Below are 17037 nucleotides of genomic sequence, written 5' to 3' on the forward strand. Positions count from 1 at the left end.
GTCGTCGCTCCCGTTTACGCGCGGGCGTATCCTGACTCGTCCGTACCGGTCGATGGGAGCGCACTATGCGTAAGACACCCGAGCACGGCGCTAAAAAAGTCGCACTGACGCTTACCCGTACGCGTCACGCGCGCTACCTGGAATACGCGCGCCAACGCGGCGTGACGCTCGACTCGCTTCTCGTCGAGGGCGTCGAATGCCTTATGAGCACCTATCCATTGTCTGATGACCCCGCGCGCGGCGACGAGCGCGAGGACGACAAGCAATGATCCGGGCGCGGCCATGACTACGCTTACTCCTTCCCTCGACGGACAGCATCGAGCGAACGTGGCCGCGCGCTGGCGCGAGATCGACGCCGGGAAAATCATCCGCGTGATCGATCTCGTGAACGAGCGCGCGCTACCGGTCAAGGCGCGGCATCAGGAGCGGCTAAACCGCATCCTGAACGCCGATATCAAGCTCGACGCGAAAATCTACGCGCTGTGGGAAGCGGTCGATGAGATCGGCGCGCTTGCCGCGCCGCACTCGGCGTGTCGTCGCGGCTGCTCGCATTGCTGCCACGTCCCTGTACTTGTCCCCGAGCAGGAAGCCGCGTTGATCGGTAAGCGTATCGGCGTCAAGCCTGCGAAGGTCAAGGGCGTGAAGCGCGGCGACGAAAGCCTCGCCCGCTACGACAATCCGTGTCCTTTTCTCAAGGGCGGCGCGTGCTCGATCTACGCCTCGCGTCCGCTCGCTTGCCGGCAGCAATTCAATATGGACAGCGACGCTCTGCTCTGCGAACTCGTCGAGGACGGCGCGCCGCCGAAAGTGCCGTATCTCAATATGTTTGATTACACGACCGTCCTCGCGATGATGACGGCGAGACGCGAGTCTCGTATCGAGCGCGATCCGCTTACGGGTCTGCCGGTCGTCGAAGAACGGTACACCCCGCCGAACGTGGGCGATATCCGCGATTTCTTTCCGAACGGCAAACGCTAAACCGAGGGCTATCCATGAAGGCGAAAACGACTGCCGCGAAGGCGGCGGCTGGGGAGCGCGCGCCTGTACGCAAGGCACCCGCTATCACAACGGCATCCCGTACGACAATCACCACGAGGCAAACGCACTTGAAACTACGTGAACTGACCGCGCAACTCGCGGACCTCAATGCGCAGATTGAAGCGGCGCGCGCCGCCGAATCAGATCAGGCTATCGCGGCGTGCCGCGAGCTAATCGACCTCTACGGCCTGAGCGCGTACGACCTCGGGTTCGTCAAAACGCAGCATATTCCGGCGAACAGGGGCTCGCGTACGTTCCGCGCGAAGCTCCCGCGCGCAACGGTCCCGCCGAAGTACCGCGACCCGGCGACGGGTGCGACGTGGAGCGGACGCGGCAAAGCGCCGGCGTGGATAAGGGATGAGGACCGCGACGACTTTCTGATCAATAACTAACCGGGTTTGCGCTATCCGCTAAAGGGACGCAGCTATGACGAAGCACTATGTACGGCCTGAAATCTCGCCGGGACTTATCGACGCGATGCAGCGCGTCGGATCGATCCTCGCTAAGACGTTCGACGGGCGCGGCTACGCGTTGCTCGTTTTCGACTTCGGACCGAACGGCACGATGAACTGGATATCGAACGCGGACCGCCGAGACATGCTCGCGGCGATGCGCGAGTTCATCGCGGTCAGCGAGGGGAGCATGCACGACGCGCCCGACACGACGCAATGACGACGCCCTTTCTGTGGCACGTCGAGCAGCGCGTACGGATACGCGCGGCGATGCGCGGGATCGAGAGTTCGGCGGCGGCTATCGCGCGCTGGTGCCCGCCTGACGCAATCGAGCGCTACGTCGAACGTTGTACGCACGCCCGGCAGATGGCGCGCCTTGCTGACGCGTTGGTCTCGTGTATCAGCGCCTTCGGTCCGCCCGCGATGATTCTCGGCGTCGGCGATCCATACGGCGTTGTCGCGGGGACCGTATTCGTAGCGCTATGGGTCGTCGTCGGCCTCGACCAGTGCATGACACATATCGCCCGTACGCACGCCGCGATTGTTGCCGAAGCGGCCCGCGTTCTTAGCGTCACCGCCGTTCCACCCGGAGTACAGGGCAACGAGGAGAACAAGATATGAAGCTCGACTACCCGACCCGGCTCGTACTGCGCGCGGACGGTACGAAGGAAGCGCTGCTGCGCGCGCATACCCTCGCGGAGATCGAGGCACTGATCGACGCCTCGATATTCGACACGATCCTGCTCGACGCCGCGCACGTCATGGTCGTAGACGACCTCGGGCACCCCAAAGGCAAGCCGGTGAACAAGCTCGCGACCGAGCTATACCTGATGCGCTGCCTGGCCGGTACGACGCACGAGATACGCGGCGACGTAGTGATCCTGCCGGATAGCGACTTCGCGCCGCCAGCCTTGCGAGGTGCAATGCTATGAACGTCGAGAGCATCGTAGGTCCGCTCTCCCGAAGCTCGCGCGCGTGGATCGATCTCGACGGCTGCGGCTCGCTCTACCTGCGCCTGACCTCGCGAGGGATCGACGGGCTACCGCGTACCGTCATCGATATCGCAAACGTCGAGGTGCTTTCAGCCTATCGACTACGCGGTCTGTTCGCGCGGTCGGTGCAAGTCGTCGAGGAGGCCGCGCGTTACCTCGGGCGCGACGGCGTATTCGTTGAACTCGTCCTCAATCCGATAGTGCGCGACGCGCTCGCTCGGCGCGGCTACTCAATCGTACCGGCCACGCGCGGCGCGATCATTTGCGACGCTTACCGGATATTCGAACCCGTAGACCACGAACCCCTCGTCAGGAGATACGAACATGCAGACTGATACGCTCGACCCGAACGCGGCCCGCGAGGCTCGCGACCTCGCGATGCAGACCACGTTCCTGAAGGCGTACGACCTCGCGGAACAACTCACGGACCTCTATCGCGCGTCGTCTCCCGGCGAGGCCGTAGCGATCCCGTACGAGCTTCTTACGCGCGCCGCGACGATGCTCGCCTTCTGCGCCGGCTTCGCTGGCGGCTCGGTGCAATGCCCGCCGATCAACTGGCGTAGGACCGACCAAGGGAGCGCGGTATGACCGAAAGCACGAGTGAGCGACGTGAGGCGCGCCTGAAGGCCGGGACGCTACTGCGCATCGTTGAGATGGCGCGCGAGCGCGGACAACTCGAAGTGACGCGCGCCGCGTACGCCGATGTCTGCAAGGAGATCGACAAGGCGCTCGCCGAAGCCGAGGACGAGCTAACGCGCTCGCCCGAGCAGCAGGTCGTGATGGGACAGATCATCGCACTTAGTCGGCTGGCGGCCCACTTTGCGCCCGCGCCCGAGTATTACGCGCGGCGTATCGAACAGTTCGACGCGGAATCGGCGGGCGAAGTTGAGCAGATGATCGAACGGTTGCGCGAACTCGACGCAACGCTCGGAGCGCAGGAAACGAATTGAAAACAATCACCCCACGAAACTACGCGGCGAAGGCGGCGAACTCGCTCCGGGCCTTCGTCGAGCGGCATGGGGCCGGCAACGATCTGGAATCAGACTTGCCGGCGATCCGCTCAACTATCGACATGATCGAAGGGGCGACCCACTTCGCGGTTCCAGATGGCGGCGTAACCCTTGAGAACGATCTGCGCGGACTGGAGGGCCACGAAGCGCGGCTACCGTATCCCTATATCACCCTCGAATTCCGGTCACAAGATTACAGCGCGCCGGAAGCAAAGAGCCGTGCCGTGCCGTCGAACCTGCTCCTCGCATATGAGACTACGACCGATGAGCTTGCTGCGCGCTATCCGTATCGTACGAATCCAGAGAGGTTCGCCAAGCGTCCAGACGGCGAGGCGGGTATAGCGCTGCTTTTCCTGTTCGGCGAGGACGAGCGGATGTGGATGTTGAATCCATACGCGCTATTCATCCCGCGCACCTGGGAGTCAATAGCGCAACGCCAGCAGGTGGGAGGCTGGGCACTAAAGTACCTGCCGTTCTGTGTGCAACCAGCGACAGTCGAGTACGGGCTAAAGGACCCTAGTCGCGGCGAGCCGTTCTTCGAATCGCTAATCGAGGTTCTGGGCCCGGCAGGATATGCGCTGCTCACGTTCTGCGAGGCGCTTACCTGCCGCAATGTGTCAATCGGAACGCTACGGGAGGCCGCGCCGCAGCAGGTCAACTCGCGCCGGGAACGTAACGGGAAGCTACCACTGTACGAGATCAAAACGCTAATGATCGAGGTCCCTACTGGCGAGGGGATCGAGGTCGAGCGCAAAGGCACGAGCGGCGAGCGCAGTGGACCTCGCGCGCATCTACGACGAGGCCACGTGCGCCGGCTCGCGAGCGGAAACATCTGGATCAATTCGATGATCGTCGGCGCGAAGAACGGCGGCTGGATCGAGAAGGGATACAACGTGAAATGACTAAGCCGAAAAGTACTCCAAGCATGGGCGAGAGGATCGCCGCGCTACGAACGCAATGCGGTATGTCGCAGAGCGCGCTCGCTCGCGCAATAGGCGTTTCCGCCACCGCTATCAGCAAACTGGAATCGGGCGAAACCCAGATGCTTCGCGCGGACCATCTACTAAAGATCGCCGCCGAGTTGGGTGCTCACCCGGCCCTGCTCGTGTTCGGAGAGGACAGCGACGAGTATCGACGCCTTGCGGGAGCGTTGCCCGACGCGAACAGCTTCCCCGAGCTTCGACCTCGCGACCGCCGTCTGCTGAATAGCCTGATTCAGGCGTTTGTCGATCACTGCCGGCTGACGGGCCGCGCTTAATCGATGGGGAGCATGTATGCCGAACTTTAACGGCGCGGGAAAGTACGACCCCGAGTGTCAGAAAGTCTTTGACGAGACGAGCGCGCGCGGCGTCGTGTTGCTCGTCATCGACGGCGACAGAGGAGCGGGCTTTAGCGTGACGGGCGAGCTTGACGTTATTCACGCCTTGCCCGAGATGCTAGAACAGATGGCGCGCGAGATACGCGCGCAGCGGAGCGACGCATGAGAGTCGATCCTCTCGACCCGATAACCGGCGAGCACGTCAACGCGCGCGCACCGTGGCGCAGCGAGCCCGACTATCTGAGCTTTGAGGCGGCGGGCCTTCGGTGCGTAATACGACGCGTGCCCGAGCTAAAGCACCTCTGCGGCTACGTTGGCGTGGGCCGCTCGCACCCGCTATTCGAGGTCGAGCGGACAGACCTCGTGCCGGTTGTCGGTGACTGGCGCGCGAACCTTGGCCGCAACGTAGACGAGCACGGCGCGGTCGATATTTTTTTCACCTTGCTACAGGACCATCAAGGCGAGATACCCGAGGGCTTCGCGCCGCTCAATATGCTGATCGGCGTTCACGGCGGGCTGACGTTTAGCGACCGCTTCTACGACCATACGGGCTGGTGGTTCGGCTTCGATTGCGGGCACGCGGGCGACTTTACGCCGGGCCTCGCCGAAGCGCTCGAAGGTATGGGGCGTGACGCTTCGTTTCTGCGCGAGCACGGCGTCTATCGGACGGTCGAGTACGTCAGGCACGAGTGCGCGACGCTCGCGCAGCAGATAGCGGACTGGTCAGAGCGGATCGGGCATATTGACGCCGCGCGCGACGTGATCGAGAGGATGCGGGCGCAGCGTAAAATCTCCGACGATTGACAACCCAAAAGAAGGAGGAACCATCATGGCAAGGAAGGAAGCGAAGGATTTGCAGGCGGGCGACGTATACCTGCACGCGGGGATGGTGCGTCAGGAGGTTGTCTCCGTGACGCCAGTCGGCCACCTCGGCACTGTCATCGAGGTTTTTAGCCGGCAGCAAGGAAAGCCCGACCGGAATGTAACCGTACTGAAGGTCCCAGCCGGGACGCTTTTCGAAGTCGTCAAGGAATAGTGACGCGACTCCTTCGCGTAGTCGCGCCGCGCTTTGTTGCTGGCGCGGTCTGGAAGCGGACCGATACCGGCTGGCGTTGCACACGCGCCGCACCGATCATCAGATGGATGCAGGGCCTCGCCCCTGACGAGGCCCGCGAGCGGCTTGTACGGGCCGGATACGCGTGGGAGTGGCTATAGCGGGAATCCGCCTTGCTCCATAGAGGTTCTTCGTCCCCGGAGGTCCCCATGTGCTATCAGAAACCCGTCGAGCTTCTGGAGAACCTGCTCGACGCCGTACCGCTTGAGAAGAACGAGCGCGGCCATACCGCGTTGGACGACTTCGAGCACTTCTGCGCCTATACCGGCTGCTCCGAGGAGCTTATCGGCGCGCAGGCTTTCGCCTGGGTAAAACTTGCCTATATCGACGCAAAGACGACGACCTCGCTGTGAGCGCCTTTCCTCTGATAGAAGCGGCGGACCTGATGCTCGCGACGCGGTACGCCCGACCGTTCTCGCGCGAGGGCTGGCTGTTCGAACTCAAGTATGACGGCTACCGTTGCCTCGTTCGCAAGCGCGCCGGCACCGTTGCGTTGATCTCGCGACAAGGCAATCTCCTAAACCCCTCCTTTCCCGAGATCGCGGCGGCGGTCGCCGCCGTGCGTGGTGACTTCGTATGGGATGCCGAGCTAACGGTCGATGAGGACAACGGTCGCCCGTCCTTCGAGCGCTTGCAGAAGCGCGCACGGACCTCCGTCGCGTTGCGGGTACGTGCGGCGATGCGCGAGCACCCCGCGCGGCTCTACGTGTTCGACGCCCTCGCGAGAGACGAGACCGATCTGCGGCAGTTGCCGCTCGTCGAGCGCAAGGTGGTACTGCGGGAGAGCTTTCAGGATAGGGGCTCGCTCGTCTACGTGAGCGGAATCGTCGCGGCGGGGGAATGGGTATTCGAGCAGGTACGGGCGCTCGACCTTGAGGGGATGGTCGGGAAGCGGCTCGACGCGCCGTACCGGCGAGGCCGGTCGAGGGAGTGGCTGAAAATCAAGTACGAGGGGTATAGCCGGCCCGAGGCGCTCGGCTTCGGGCGTACACGTACGGGGCCGCAGTAGCAGTCTAGGAACGCTCGGGGGCCGCGAGCGCGACCTCGCCCGCACCGACCATCACTGTAACTTCCCTGAAAAGTTCTGGCACTCCATCAGGAGTCCACCAGATATTCGGTTTCCCGTGGCGGCGGGACTGGCCCGCCGCACGGAACAGAGATTCGAATATGGAAACGCTTCAAATTCTGGTTAGAGATACGAATGACCGCGCAAAGGGTTTGCGCCCCATCAGCGTCGAGCGCGACGCGAGCGGCGAGATGATGAGCCTCGAATACGCCGGGGACCACTACCACTTCAGCCGTACCGGGACGAACATCGCAACGAATAAGCCGATGGTCGAATTCGCGGCGCGCGGGAACGCGTTGCGTCTCTGGGTCGCTGAAGACCTTAGCTTTGCGCAGGAGGACTAGAGACTGGCTCCGATGCCCGCCATTCGAACAAGCCCGCCTTGCGCGGGCTTTTTTTCGTCTGTAGCGGGCGAGGTCAGCGCGCAAAGTGCCCGACTAGCTCGACGAGTACCCAGGCCGCGAGGCCCGCACCAATCAGGTTGACGCGAGGCACCGGGACCGAGAGCGCCGCGAGCGCGAAAAGGACGAGCGCGACGACAAGCAGGACGAGAGAGACCGTGACCATATTTGCCTCCGAGAAGGAACGACGAGGAGAACAACAGCAAAGGCGCTGCGAGAACGCAGCAGGGAAACGGGCGAATATCGCCCGTATGGGGCGCGCGCACTGTAGGCAGGGCTACCCTACGTGCGGCTTGTGACAGGCGCTCTACGCACCTAGAATCGATCTTGTCCGCGAGGCCCCCTCCTTCGCCTCGCGAATGCGCGAGAACCTTCGCTTTTCAGCCCGCCCCTCCTGCGGGCTTTTTCTTTTTCTGACCTCGGGCTTTTCGAGGAGGTCCCGCGCTTGCTGCTACGCTACGTCCTTCACGTAGCGAGTACGAAAGAGATGAAAGTCCACGCCACACCAATGCGCGAGCGCGGCAAGCAGCGCGATAAGCGAAAGATCGAAAGCGCCGAGCCCGTTACCGGCGATCTGACCATTACGCAAGGTCAATCCGTGCAATACGGACGGATGACGAAGATCGCGGCCTTCCAGCAATCGGGCGCGGCAGACGAGCAACCGTTGCCGCCCCTGCATGACGTTGAACTTAGCTGGATGGGCCCGAACGGCTTCGTGCTGACCGGTATCGAGTTCATCGGCGAGGTTGCCTACGGTCAATCGTGGTGGTGCCGGCCCCTCTGACTTGCGCGGGGGCGCGGCTATTTCTGCGCGGGTGCGGGGAGCGTTCCCGTATGGCCGCCCGTATCGGTCACGCTGTTGCTGCTGCCCTCGATATAGATGATCGTACAAGCGGCGAGCAGCACGAGCGCGACGGCGAGCGCGACGAGGAACTTAGTCACGGCATCGCGGGCTTGTCGGGCCATTGCGCGGGATACGCGGTCAGGTCTACGGCGAGGAGTTGAGCGCGGTACTTGCGCCACGGTTGGAGGAGTGCCGCCTGCGCCTCGGTTGCCGTCCCGAACTCGACTGCATCCTCTAGCGCGCCGGCTACGCTCGACGCTACGCTCAAGCGCGCCGAACGCTCCGCGCCGTTTATCACGGCGATCTGCTCGTCAGTAGGCGGCGGGTAATCGAGCAGCACCGGCCCGCCGTTTTCATCGACGCTCATACGCTTGCCGGCGCTTTGTCCGTCGAGCAGCGTCGCCCATGTTTCGTCGGCGATCTCTACGGCGTCGGCGGGAACGTTCTCGCCGTGAATGTCCGAGTCGTAGAAGCCGATCACGATACGGTCGGCGTCGAGGTGTGCGTATTTTTGGCCCATGTTCAATACCCCATTGCTACATAGCTTGATCCGATCCCGGCGACAGCCGCGTTAGTGTTATTCCATACCGCATAGGGAAACCCTGAAGCGTTCTGGCTGGTATTCCCCACCGTGGCAAAGGCTGGCCCCGATGTTGGCCCACCAAGCACCACCGCCAATAGTGCATGGGGGAAAGCCACGGGGAAATAAACGCTGCTGCCGCCGACGACTGAGGCTCCAGTTAAGCCCCATTGCAGAAGCATGCCGCCTGGCAATCTCTGAAAGCCGTTATTGGCGATGGAAGCGCCGAAAACACCCGTCGACGACCCAAGTTGTGTCGAGCCGCCGTAAGTTTGCCAAACACCGCCGCCCTGATAAACGAGAAACGCGCTGTCACCTTGAGCGAGTTTCTGATTGCCAGAAGCACCGCCCGAAAACCACAGCGAATCACTCCCTTGCGGCGCGAGCGTCACCACGCCCGCGTTTCCGTTCGTGAAGCCGATAAACGACCCCGTAGGGATACCCGCCGAGGGCGGGAGCGTCATCGTTACGGCTCCGCTACCTGCCGCGCAAATGTGAAGTTTCCCGATATTGGCGGCTGTCAGTACCGTTGCCGCATTCAATATCGGCGCATCAGAAAAGCTCCCGAGCGCCGTTTTCACAAATGCCGTGGTGGCCGTTTTCGTGGTGTTGTCGAATTGTGGCGGCGTGACACCGGGGTTCTTCGCGATGGTCTGCATCGCGGTCCAGAGCTGGTTAAAAGCGGCCTTATTCAAGGTCTGCCCCGAGCCCGTCACCGCGTTGACGAGTTCCATCATCATCGAGTTCAGCCACTCGGCGGGGACAATAGTCGCCGGTTGATTTGAGGCCGGATTGCCATCGGTAAAGAACCCCGCCGTGCCTGCCGGCGTCGAGGGCGGCTGCGTACCGGCAGCGGTCGAGTTGTCGATCTGGAACATGACGCCAGTCCCCTATGAATAGTGGAATTGCAAGATGGTGTGCGCCGGCTTGAGCGCGTTCATCTCGCACTCAAGCACCGCGTTACCCCACGTCGCGAGCGGATCGCCCGCCGCCGACTCTCCCGCCGCGAAGTGAGTAACGGAGTTCGTCGGCGCGTTGATTGACCACGTAAAAAACCAGTCCTGCGTTCCGAGTGCCTGTCCGCAGCGGCTTTGTCCCGCGCGAAACGGCGCGTAATTGGTCGTCGTGACTTCGTAGCCAAGCGCGGCGGCGTACTCGATATAAAAGGCGGAGTTCTGGCCGCCCGCGTTTGTCAGGCGCGCGACGACCTGCGCGCGACGTTGCTGCGTCGAGGGGTCCGCGCCCGTACATGGGTCGGGCAGTCCGAGCGTTGCTTCCCACTCGGGTAAAAAGTCCGTGACGGTCCCCGGAAAAGCGGCGGCAATGAGCGTCAGCGCCGCGCTGTCTAGCGCCTCTGCGGTCACGCCGAGGGCGTCGAGTACCGCCGCCTGTGTCCCGTCGTCCTCGCGCGTCCATACGCGCCCCCGAGGCAGGAGCTTGCGCAGCACGTCCGAATAGTCGGCGGCGCTGTTACGCGGTGCGGTCATATCGCTCTAGCTCCACGTAATCGTGCCGAGCGTCGGCAGAGCGCCGGTCGCGAGTTGCACGTCCGCAGTCGGCGAAAGAATCACGAAGTCATTCACGCCGGGAACGGACGAGACCGCACTCCATAGATGCGAGACGGGAATAACGCCGCCCGGCTGACCGTCCGCGAGGAGTTGAGCCTGTAGCGCAGCAGTGACCGCCGCCTGATACTGGACGGCTACGCCCTTGACGCTCATCGGGATCGCCTGCGCGGTCGGCGCGACGGCATACACGAGTGCTGTCACCGGCTGCTGCGGATAGATCGCGTTCGCTACCGTCAACTGGTCGCCGGTCGCGTGCGTCCCACGCGTCTCGCTCGACGCGCAGCCGTTCGTGCCTTGCGGGAAGCCGCCTTCTGCGGCGTTGGCCTCGTCGAGCATCACGTACACGACGACCGTCCCCGCGCCGTAACCGTTCGGCGTACACCACGCGCGAGTAACGCCGGGAACGGCGAGCGCCCACTCGACGTAATCGGAAGCGGAGCCGCCCTGCGGCGGGTGCTGGTACTCGTAGAGGACGCGCTCGCGATAGTCGTCGTCGCTCTCGATATCCGCGCCGCCAGTGAACGCCGTTGCTGCCGTTCCGGTCGAGTCGATACCGGGGATCGCGTTCGCAAGCGAGAACTGCGTCCCGGCCTGACAGTTCCCGTTCGCGCCGGTCAATCCTTGCGGATCGGGGTTCGCGCTCGCCGTGACCGTCACGGTGCCGTTGGCGACTTGCGCCGCGCTCGTCGTCGTATAGGCGACGTTATCGCTACGGGTGATCGTCCAGCCGGCGGGGAGCGTCGTCCCGTTCGTGCCGGTGAAGGTGATCGAGCCCGAGGCTTGCGCGCAGGGCTTTTTCGTTACGCCCTTGAGCGCGCCCCACGCTTCGAGATATTCATCCGTCGCGGTGAACGGCGTCGCCTGTAGGGCGATCCAGTCGAGGTAGCCGTACAGCATGCAGGCGAGGCCCGCATCGATGTCGGCAATGACGCGCAAGTTTGAGAAGCGCAGCAGCGCGTCTGCCCCCGGCAGTTCCGCGTTGAGTTGCTGCGCGCTCGCGTTGCGCAACTGCGTGAGCGTTGGTCGCGAGAATGGCATAGCAGGTTTGCGCCGATTGTCGAGTGGCCGATATGGCCGATAAGGCCGTTAAGGCCGATAAGGAAGCGGCTACCCTTTCCAGACCTGCGGGAACTTCATGGCGACGCTCGTCCCGTCCGCGCGATTCGCGATAACGGTGAGGTCGAGGCGGCTCGGGTTGATCCACTGCGCCGAGATATCGAAGGAGGCGACTACCCCGTCATCGATCATCCATTGCAGCGCTTCCTGCGCGTAGTCCTGAGCGCGTTGCGGTACGTCGAGCGGCCCCTTTACGCGTCCGAGGAGCCAGAGGCGCGAGCCGATGGGATAGAGCGGATCGTCGCCCCACCAGCCGCGCCGGTCGCCGTCAGGCGTCGCGTCAGACGGCAACGCGAGACGGTCAGTAAAGAGCGAGATCAGTACCGCCGTCTGAAGGTCGTCGCCGGATTGGAGGGACGGGCCGGCCATCGCCCAATCACCGCGCATGTCCGGGATATCCCAGATGGTCGTAACGTCAGCCATTTTCTTTAGGTCCCCGGATCGTTCGCGGCGTCGCGCTGCAACTGGTTCGGCACGTTCGTCGTAACGGTGCTGCTACCGCCCTGAACGTTCGTAACGGCGTGGGTGTGCGAGTTGTACGTCGCGCGCATCCCCGACATGCTTTTCGAGCCGCCCTGATCGGAGATATCGTTCTTCGCGGTGATGCTCTTACCGCTCGTGATATTTCCGTCCGCGTTGATATCGCCCGTAAAGTGCGCGGTCGGCGTATCGACGGTCACCTGTGGCGTGTTGGTGATCTTCATCGGCAAGCCGCCGCCGTTGACCACGATGCCCGCCGCGCTCAAGTAGACGGATTGCCCCTTGTTGTCACTGATCGCCACCTCGCCCGAGGCGAGACCGCGCATACGGTATTGCTGGTGCCCGCAAGCAATCACGACGCCGTTCGAACGCTTGCCGGCGAGGAACACAGCAACGGCGTCGCTACCTGCTGGCGGGTTCGACTGGAACCCGTACTCGGCGAGGCGAGGCGTCGCGTCGCGCGTCTCGTTCTCCGAGAGTTGCATCTGTACGAGCTGGACCGAGCCTTTATCGTCAACGCGCGTGAGCCGTCCGCGCGAGAGCGAGCGCACGATGCTCCAGAAAAGGGAATCCACGACGATTAGCGCTTTCCGAGGGCTGCGGCAGCGTCTTGCGCCATCGGCAGGTTATTAATCGGCTCGGGCATAAATGCTTGCGGAGGCATCAGAACGAGGTCGCAAGCCGTACCGTTCATCGCGCGCCGGTAGGTCACCTCGCCGATTACAAACTTCTGCCCGTCTATGAGCTTGAGTTGCGGCAACGAGAGCGCGGCGAGCGTATTCGGCGCGTAGAGTTGTCCCGCGCTATCGCGCCACGACGAGGTAGTCACGGTGACGATATTGCCGCGCCCGATTCGCCGGTTGCACTCCCATAGCGCGTGCTGCTTCGAGACCTGAGCGCCCGCGTCGTTCGTCTCCGCGATGAACGCCTTCGGGCGAAAGCGCGGCATCGTATCGTCGAGGTACGTCTGCTCGATATAGGGCTGTACGCCCGCGTCCTGTAACGCGGCAGACCCTACGCCAAAGACCCGGTACTCGCTAAAGCGCTGAGAGATATCGCGCAGGTAGCCGGCGCGCTCGCAGTTGACGCCGAGCGCGAATCCGCCCTCCGCTTCGAGCGTCCCTATCGGCCCGATGACGAGATCGCCGTCCGCGTCCTCGTAGCAGAGCAATTGCGAGAACTTACAGACGGTATCGATGACGCACCAGGCGGTATCGCCAACATTGAAGATGTACTGCGGGACGACGAGCCCGCCCTCGGCGGCCTTGACGTTGATGCCGAACGGCTTCGCGAGCGCCGTCGCGATCTGCGCGGCGGTCATTTTCTCGAACTGATACCCCTGGTACTGCGCCGCGCAGTCGATCAGGTCCTCGCACTTGCCGCGACCCGAGATCGAGAGCGCGTGATTGTGCGCGTCGAACTGGTCGCCTACCCGATCCACGTAGCCGGTTATGACGGTATCGCCGCCGATAGAGAGCACGCACGGGTCACCCTCGTTGACGAGTACGTCAGTCGCACCGGGAAAGCGCTCGGTCATCGCGATATCGAAGTCGGCGGGGATACGCTCCATCCCGCGCGTAACGCGCACGGAGGTCCACCCCGAGACGGTCGCGCCGCCTACGGTGAGCGAAACGTCGTCCATCTTCGAGAGTCCGGGTCAGGCCGAAGGAAGCGCGGCGTAAAACGTCGCGGGAGCAAAGGCCGGATTGATCGGGTTCACCTGTTGTACGAGCGCGTCGTACTTCGATACGTCCTGATAAAGCCGGTACGCCATCACAAGGAGCGGCATCGATTGCGCGGTGCGGACCTCCTGCAAGGTCGCGAGCGAATCGCTACGCGTCGTCAGGTCCTGAACGAGCGCCGTCTGCAATATCTGAAGCGCCTGATACGTCGCGTCGCACCCGCTATCGGCGGCGCTAACGATCTCCGTATCGAGCGCCGCGCAAACGGTCGAGCGCAACGCTTGCGCGTCGTCGTAGGAGGTCAGCGCGTAATCGGCGGTACTCCCTACAAGCGCAATGACGGCGCTACGCCGGTAAAGCGCGACGCTCGCCTCGTTCGCTTCGGTAAGGTGCGTACTCGCGCGGGGCTCGGCGTTCGTCGCCCGTTGAAGGTCGAGGAGCGATTGCACCGCCTGATGCGGATCGGGGTTCGCGCTCTGGACGGCTCCGACGAGCGAGTGCGCCGCGCTACTCATGCCCGAGTAGTTCGCGACCGCTGCGGCACTCGTCAACGCGCCGCCTGAGATCGCGACCGCTTGATGCGCCTGCGCGACCTGTCCCGAGAGTTGCGCCATCGTCGTGAGCGGGTTCTTTACGTTCGCGGTGAACCGCCCCACGTAGCGCCCGAACTCGCCGGGAAGCGACGCAACCATCGAGACGAGGTTCGTCGCGCGTTGCGTGATCGATATCGCGTTATTGACGAACGCCTGCGCGGTCCGCTCAAGCTCGGCGACGACTTGCGGCGTCGTGAGGAGCGACGACAACTGGTTCGCGAAGTCCTGCGCGACGGCGGCGAACGCGGCGACGACCGAGAGGCCGGTCTGCGCCTGCGTCGCAATCGCGAGCGTCGGAAACTGCTGCTTACCCGCCGTGATGAACGTGAAGTGAACCTCGAATACGCGCCCCTGCTCGGCGTTCTCCTCGCACTCGAAGTCGAGCAGAGAGACGGTCAGCCGCCCGAGCGATGGGTGAACGAGTTCGCCGTCGCCGTTGTCCTGCGTCTCGCACGCGGCGATCATTGCCGCGCGTTGCGCGATTACGTCGCCGCCACCGTACGCCGCGTCCTGAACGAGAAAGCCCGAGATCGAGATACGCCGGCCAGCGCGTCCCAGGTCCTCGACCCATACGTCATCGCGGAACGGATACTCGTGGACCGCAACGCGCCGGCCTACCTTGAGCGTCCCGCTCTTTGTGGCGAACGGAATCCCTCGCCACGAGGCGCGCTGAAGCTCGCCGAAGTACGGCGCGGAGGAAGGAGCGGCGATCATGGTCTTTAGCCTGCCATCGACGGCATCGAGCGTTCGATCTTCAGACCGGAGGGCGTCTCGGTCCTGACGCTCGCCTGCCCGTTGCTCGTGTAGTGGAATTGATTCGAGACGGTGACGACCGGCGCGGGCACGACTACGTTCTGCGGAGGCGCGACGTTCAGCGAGGGAAGCGGCGCGACCTGCGAGCCGCCGCCCATTGCCGCGAGAACCTTCGGACCGTACGCGCGCGTCTCGGCGGAGGCCGCGCCCATTCCCTTGCGGTCGAGGTTGCCTTCGCCCCAGTTGTACGCGGCGAGCGCCATCCGCAAGTCGCCGTGATAGTGCTGTAGCAGCCCGCCGAGCTTCCGCGCCGCCGCGCCCGCTGCCTGCGCCGGGTCCATCGCGTTGATACCGTACTCACGCGCGGTCGCCGGCATGAACTGAAAGAGCCCCATTGCGCCCTTCGGGCTGACCGCTGCCGCGTTGCCCCCCGACTCGACCTGCGCGACCGCCGCAAGCGTTCCGGCAGGCAAGCCGTTCTGCTTCTCAAGGTTCGCGAAGCCGAGTTTCTTCGACCACTCCGCAACGCTTGCCGTCATCGCGCCAGCAGGAGGAGCGCCGGCAGCGCCGGGCGCACCCGCCGCGAGAGGTACGGCGGCGACTGCCCCCGCAGGCGTCGCGGTCGTTCCCGCCGCAGGCGCGGGCGCTTGAGCAGGCGCGGCAGGCGCGGTCGGTCCGCCCATACCGAGCCAGCTACGCAAGCGCGCCGGCAAGCCGCTAAAGAACGCGGGAAGGCCCGTTACGATCTTCTTTAGCTCGTCGAAGTGCGTCACGACCTCGTAGACCGCGAGCGAGATCGCGCCGAGCGCGGCGAGTAGCGGATTCGCCCACATGACGGCGGTCAGCGTGCGCAGGACGGTCGCAATCGTGCCGATGCTCGATACGACGCTCGTCAGGAACGAGCCGGCCATAAAGACCGCGACCGCCGTCGCTACTGTCTTGAACCCGCCGAGCGCATCTATGACCTTGACGACCTCGACGGCGAACGCGGCTACGCCCTTGATCGATTCGCCCATCTGCCGGATAAAGGTCGGCCAGTCGATACCCTGAACGAGCTTCGAGACGGCATCGGCGATATTCGAGACCATCTGCCCGACGTTCTGCGCGATCATGTCCCGGTTCGCGACAATCCACTCGGTGATGCGCTCGATGACGGGCCGCAGTACCGGCGCGAGGCGGTCACTGATCGACGACTTGAGACCATCGATAGCGAGCCCCATCCCCGATATCGACTGCGTGAACTCCTGCGCACGAGCGGCCATCTCGGGCGTAAAGGTCCCGCGCAAGCGTTGCGCCTCGCGCTCGTAGCGGTCGAGCGCCGCGCGTCCCTGAACGAGTACGGGTAGAAGCTGCTCCACGCCGAGATTGCGCGCGAGGTTACGGGCCGCTGCCGGGTCGCGCTTCTGGATACGCTGGAACACGTCCGCGAGGTCTCCCATTGCGGCGCGTGTATCGATAGTGCCGTCCTTCGTCTGCTTGAGCTTGATACCGAGCGCCTGAAGCGTCGAGTACGCGGCCTGATTGCGACCCCAGCGCGCGTCCTGCAACGTATCCTGCAACTGTTGAAAGCCCGCCGTCATCGACTCCGACGAGACGCCCATCAGGGTTGCCGCGCCGCGCATCGTCGTAAGCTGGTTCGCGGTGATGCCGAGCAGACGCGACGTACGCTCGGCCTCCGCGCCCATACGCTCCCACTGCGTGACCATCTCCGTCATCCCCGCGATGGTCCCGCCGCCGACAATCGCGAGGAGCGGCGCGCCCATTTTCAGGATGCTGCCTGCGGCCTTCTGGGCGTTCTTCGCGACGTTCCCGAGGTCCTTCGATACCTTGTCGATCCCCGAGGCTTTCGCGAAGCGTTGCGCGCTTTTCGCGAGGTTCGCGTACGGTTGCGTCATCCTTGCAATCGTACGGTTCACCCGATTGACGGTCGCGGTGGCCTTGTCTACCGCCGAGATTGTGAACTCGATAGATTTAGCCGCCACGTTCTAGCTCCGGTTTGCCTGCATGGTTGCGATACGTTGCGCCTGCCC

At 63.7% G+C, this 17037-nt stretch carries 29 protein-coding genes; 18 read left to right on the forward strand and 11 right to left on the reverse strand.

The features are described 5' to 3' along the window. The first annotated feature begins 65 nt into the window (after positions 1–65). The 17 genes from ACLFKU_RS10340 to ACLFKU_RS10420 all read left to right on the forward strand — a co-directional run bounded on the left by ACLFKU_RS10340 (position 66) and on the right by ACLFKU_RS10420 (position 7334). Positions 66–269 carry a hypothetical protein gene (locus ACLFKU_RS10340; RefSeq protein WP_410849002.1) on the forward strand — a complete coding sequence of 68 codons (204 nt, stop codon included), beginning with the start codon at positions 66–68 and terminating at the stop codon, positions 267–269. 13 nt (positions 270–282) lie between these two features. Continuing rightward, complete coding sequence (locus tag ACLFKU_RS10345) at positions 283–978, forward strand: YkgJ family cysteine cluster protein (protein ID WP_410849003.1); 696 nt, start codon at positions 283–285, stop codon at positions 976–978. 128 nt (positions 979–1106) lie between these two features. Continuing rightward, positions 1107–1430 carry an H-NS family nucleoid-associated regulatory protein gene (locus ACLFKU_RS10350; RefSeq protein ID WP_410849004.1) on the forward strand — a complete coding sequence of 108 codons (324 nt, stop codon included), beginning with the start codon at positions 1107–1109 and terminating at the stop codon, positions 1428–1430. 34 nt (positions 1431–1464) lie between these two features. After that, on the forward strand, positions 1465–1710 hold the full coding sequence (locus ACLFKU_RS10355) for a hypothetical protein (protein WP_410849005.1): 246 nt from the start codon (positions 1465–1467) through the stop codon (positions 1708–1710). Next, the gene (locus ACLFKU_RS10360) at positions 1707–2111 is read left to right on the forward strand and encodes a hypothetical protein (protein ID WP_410849006.1); all 405 of its coding nucleotides are present in this window, start codon (positions 1707–1709) and stop codon (positions 2109–2111) included. The genes ACLFKU_RS10355 and ACLFKU_RS10360 overlap by 4 nt, the downstream gene beginning before the upstream one ends. Beyond that, positions 2108–2422, forward strand: coding sequence for a hypothetical protein (locus tag ACLFKU_RS10365; RefSeq protein ID WP_410849007.1), 315 nt, complete (start codon positions 2108–2110; stop codon positions 2420–2422). The genes ACLFKU_RS10360 and ACLFKU_RS10365 overlap by 4 nt, the downstream gene beginning before the upstream one ends. After that, a complete protein-coding gene (locus ACLFKU_RS10370; RefSeq protein ID WP_410849008.1) occupies positions 2419–2817 on the forward strand; it encodes a hypothetical protein in 399 nt (132 codons plus the stop codon). Before ACLFKU_RS10365 ends, ACLFKU_RS10370 begins: the two co-directional genes overlap by 4 nt. Continuing rightward, the gene (locus ACLFKU_RS10375; protein WP_410849009.1) at positions 2807–3070 is read left to right on the forward strand and encodes a hypothetical protein; all 264 of its coding nucleotides are present in this window, start codon (positions 2807–2809) and stop codon (positions 3068–3070) included. The genes ACLFKU_RS10370 and ACLFKU_RS10375 overlap by 11 nt, the downstream gene beginning before the upstream one ends. Continuing rightward, the gene (locus tag ACLFKU_RS10380) at positions 3067–3432 is read left to right on the forward strand and encodes a hypothetical protein (RefSeq protein WP_410849010.1); all 366 of its coding nucleotides are present in this window, start codon (positions 3067–3069) and stop codon (positions 3430–3432) included. Before ACLFKU_RS10375 ends, ACLFKU_RS10380 begins: the two co-directional genes overlap by 4 nt. Further along, the gene (locus ACLFKU_RS10385) at positions 3429–4394 is read left to right on the forward strand and encodes a hypothetical protein (RefSeq protein ID WP_410849011.1); all 966 of its coding nucleotides are present in this window, start codon (positions 3429–3431) and stop codon (positions 4392–4394) included. The genes ACLFKU_RS10380 and ACLFKU_RS10385 overlap by 4 nt, the downstream gene beginning before the upstream one ends. Beyond that, entirely contained in the window at positions 4391–4750 is a 360-nt protein-coding gene (locus ACLFKU_RS10390; protein ID WP_410849012.1) for a helix-turn-helix domain-containing protein, read from the forward strand. Before ACLFKU_RS10385 ends, ACLFKU_RS10390 begins: the two co-directional genes overlap by 4 nt. 16 nt (positions 4751–4766) lie before the next feature. Beyond that, a complete protein-coding gene (locus ACLFKU_RS10395) occupies positions 4767–4976 on the forward strand; it encodes a hypothetical protein (protein ID WP_410849013.1) in 210 nt (69 codons plus the stop codon). After that, complete coding sequence (locus tag ACLFKU_RS10400) at positions 4973–5614, forward strand: hypothetical protein (protein ID WP_410849014.1); 642 nt, start codon at positions 4973–4975, stop codon at positions 5612–5614. Before ACLFKU_RS10395 ends, ACLFKU_RS10400 begins: the two co-directional genes overlap by 4 nt. Positions 5615–5639: 25 nt before the next feature. Next, positions 5640–5846: a hypothetical protein gene (locus ACLFKU_RS10405; protein ID WP_410849015.1), complete on the forward strand. Its 207-nt coding sequence runs from the start codon at positions 5640–5642 to the stop codon at positions 5844–5846. Between the two features lie 227 nt (positions 5847–6073). Then, the gene (locus ACLFKU_RS10410) at positions 6074–6277 is read left to right on the forward strand and encodes a hypothetical protein (protein WP_410849016.1); all 204 of its coding nucleotides are present in this window, start codon (positions 6074–6076) and stop codon (positions 6275–6277) included. Further along, positions 6274–6933 carry a DNA ligase gene (locus ACLFKU_RS10415; protein ID WP_410849017.1) on the forward strand — a complete coding sequence of 220 codons (660 nt, stop codon included), beginning with the start codon at positions 6274–6276 and terminating at the stop codon, positions 6931–6933. Before ACLFKU_RS10410 ends, ACLFKU_RS10415 begins: the two co-directional genes overlap by 4 nt. Before the next feature lie 158 nt (positions 6934–7091). Next, positions 7092–7334, forward strand: coding sequence for a hypothetical protein (locus tag ACLFKU_RS10420; RefSeq protein ID WP_410849018.1), 243 nt, complete (start codon positions 7092–7094; stop codon positions 7332–7334). A gap of 73 nt (positions 7335–7407) precedes the next feature. On the opposite strand, the gene ACLFKU_RS10425 is transcribed toward ACLFKU_RS10420, so the two are convergent. Then, a complete protein-coding gene (locus ACLFKU_RS10425) occupies positions 7408–7557 on the reverse strand; it encodes a hypothetical protein (RefSeq protein WP_410849019.1) in 150 nt (49 codons plus the stop codon). A 321-nt stretch (positions 7558–7878) separates the two neighbouring features. Here ACLFKU_RS10425 and ACLFKU_RS10430 point away from each other — a divergent pair, with 321 nt between their 5' ends. Further along, positions 7879–8175, forward strand: a complete 297-nt coding sequence (locus tag ACLFKU_RS10430; RefSeq protein ID WP_410849020.1) for a hypothetical protein — start codon at positions 7879–7881, stop codon at positions 8173–8175. A 17-nt stretch (positions 8176–8192) separates the two neighbouring features. Here ACLFKU_RS10430 and ACLFKU_RS10435 read toward each other — a convergent pair whose 3' ends face one another. The 10 genes from ACLFKU_RS10435 to ACLFKU_RS10480 all read right to left on the reverse strand — a co-directional run bounded on the left by ACLFKU_RS10435 (position 8193) and on the right by ACLFKU_RS10480 (position 16989). Further along, complete coding sequence (locus ACLFKU_RS10435) at positions 8193–8333, reverse strand: hypothetical protein (protein ID WP_410849021.1); 141 nt, start codon at positions 8331–8333, stop codon at positions 8193–8195. Further along, positions 8330–8755, reverse strand: coding sequence for a tail fiber assembly protein (locus tag ACLFKU_RS10440; protein WP_410849022.1), 426 nt, complete (start codon positions 8753–8755; stop codon positions 8330–8332). Before ACLFKU_RS10440 ends, ACLFKU_RS10435 begins: the two co-directional genes overlap by 4 nt. A 2-nt stretch (positions 8756–8757) precedes the next feature. Next, complete coding sequence (locus tag ACLFKU_RS10445) at positions 8758–9693, reverse strand: hypothetical protein (RefSeq protein ID WP_410849023.1); 936 nt, start codon at positions 9691–9693, stop codon at positions 8758–8760. 12 nt (positions 9694–9705) lie between these two features. Beyond that, the gene (locus ACLFKU_RS10450) at positions 9706–10302 is read right to left on the reverse strand and encodes a YmfQ family protein (RefSeq protein WP_410849024.1); all 597 of its coding nucleotides are present in this window, start codon (positions 10300–10302) and stop codon (positions 9706–9708) included. 6 nt (positions 10303–10308) lie between these two features. Beyond that, positions 10309–11421 carry a baseplate J/gp47 family protein gene (locus ACLFKU_RS10455; RefSeq protein WP_410849025.1) on the reverse strand — a complete coding sequence of 371 codons (1113 nt, stop codon included), beginning with the start codon at positions 11419–11421 and terminating at the stop codon, positions 10309–10311. A 69-nt stretch (positions 11422–11490) separates the two neighbouring features. Next, positions 11491–11922 (reverse strand): phage GP46 family protein, encoded by a 432-nt coding sequence (locus ACLFKU_RS10460; protein WP_410849026.1) that lies wholly within the window; start codon positions 11920–11922, stop codon positions 11491–11493. Between the two features lie 5 nt (positions 11923–11927). After that, positions 11928–12554 carry a phage baseplate assembly protein V gene (locus ACLFKU_RS10465; protein ID WP_410849027.1) on the reverse strand — a complete coding sequence of 209 codons (627 nt, stop codon included), beginning with the start codon at positions 12552–12554 and terminating at the stop codon, positions 11928–11930. A 5-nt stretch (positions 12555–12559) separates the two neighbouring features. After that, the gene (locus ACLFKU_RS10470) at positions 12560–13621 is read right to left on the reverse strand and encodes a phage baseplate assembly protein (protein ID WP_410849028.1); all 1062 of its coding nucleotides are present in this window, start codon (positions 13619–13621) and stop codon (positions 12560–12562) included. 15 nt (positions 13622–13636) lie between these two features. Further along, positions 13637–14968 (reverse strand): DNA circularization protein, encoded by a 1332-nt coding sequence (locus ACLFKU_RS10475; protein ID WP_410849029.1) that lies wholly within the window; start codon positions 14966–14968, stop codon positions 13637–13639. 5 nt (positions 14969–14973) lie between these two features. Then, positions 14974–16989, reverse strand: coding sequence for a transglycosylase SLT domain-containing protein (locus tag ACLFKU_RS10480; RefSeq protein WP_410849030.1), 2016 nt, complete (start codon positions 16987–16989; stop codon positions 14974–14976). Between the last annotated feature and the right edge of the window lie 48 nt (positions 16990–17037).

Source organism: Paraburkholderia sp. EG304 (genome assembly GCF_046543485.1).
GTDB lineage: Bacteria > Pseudomonadota > Gammaproteobacteria > Burkholderiales > Burkholderiaceae > Paraburkholderia > Paraburkholderia youngii.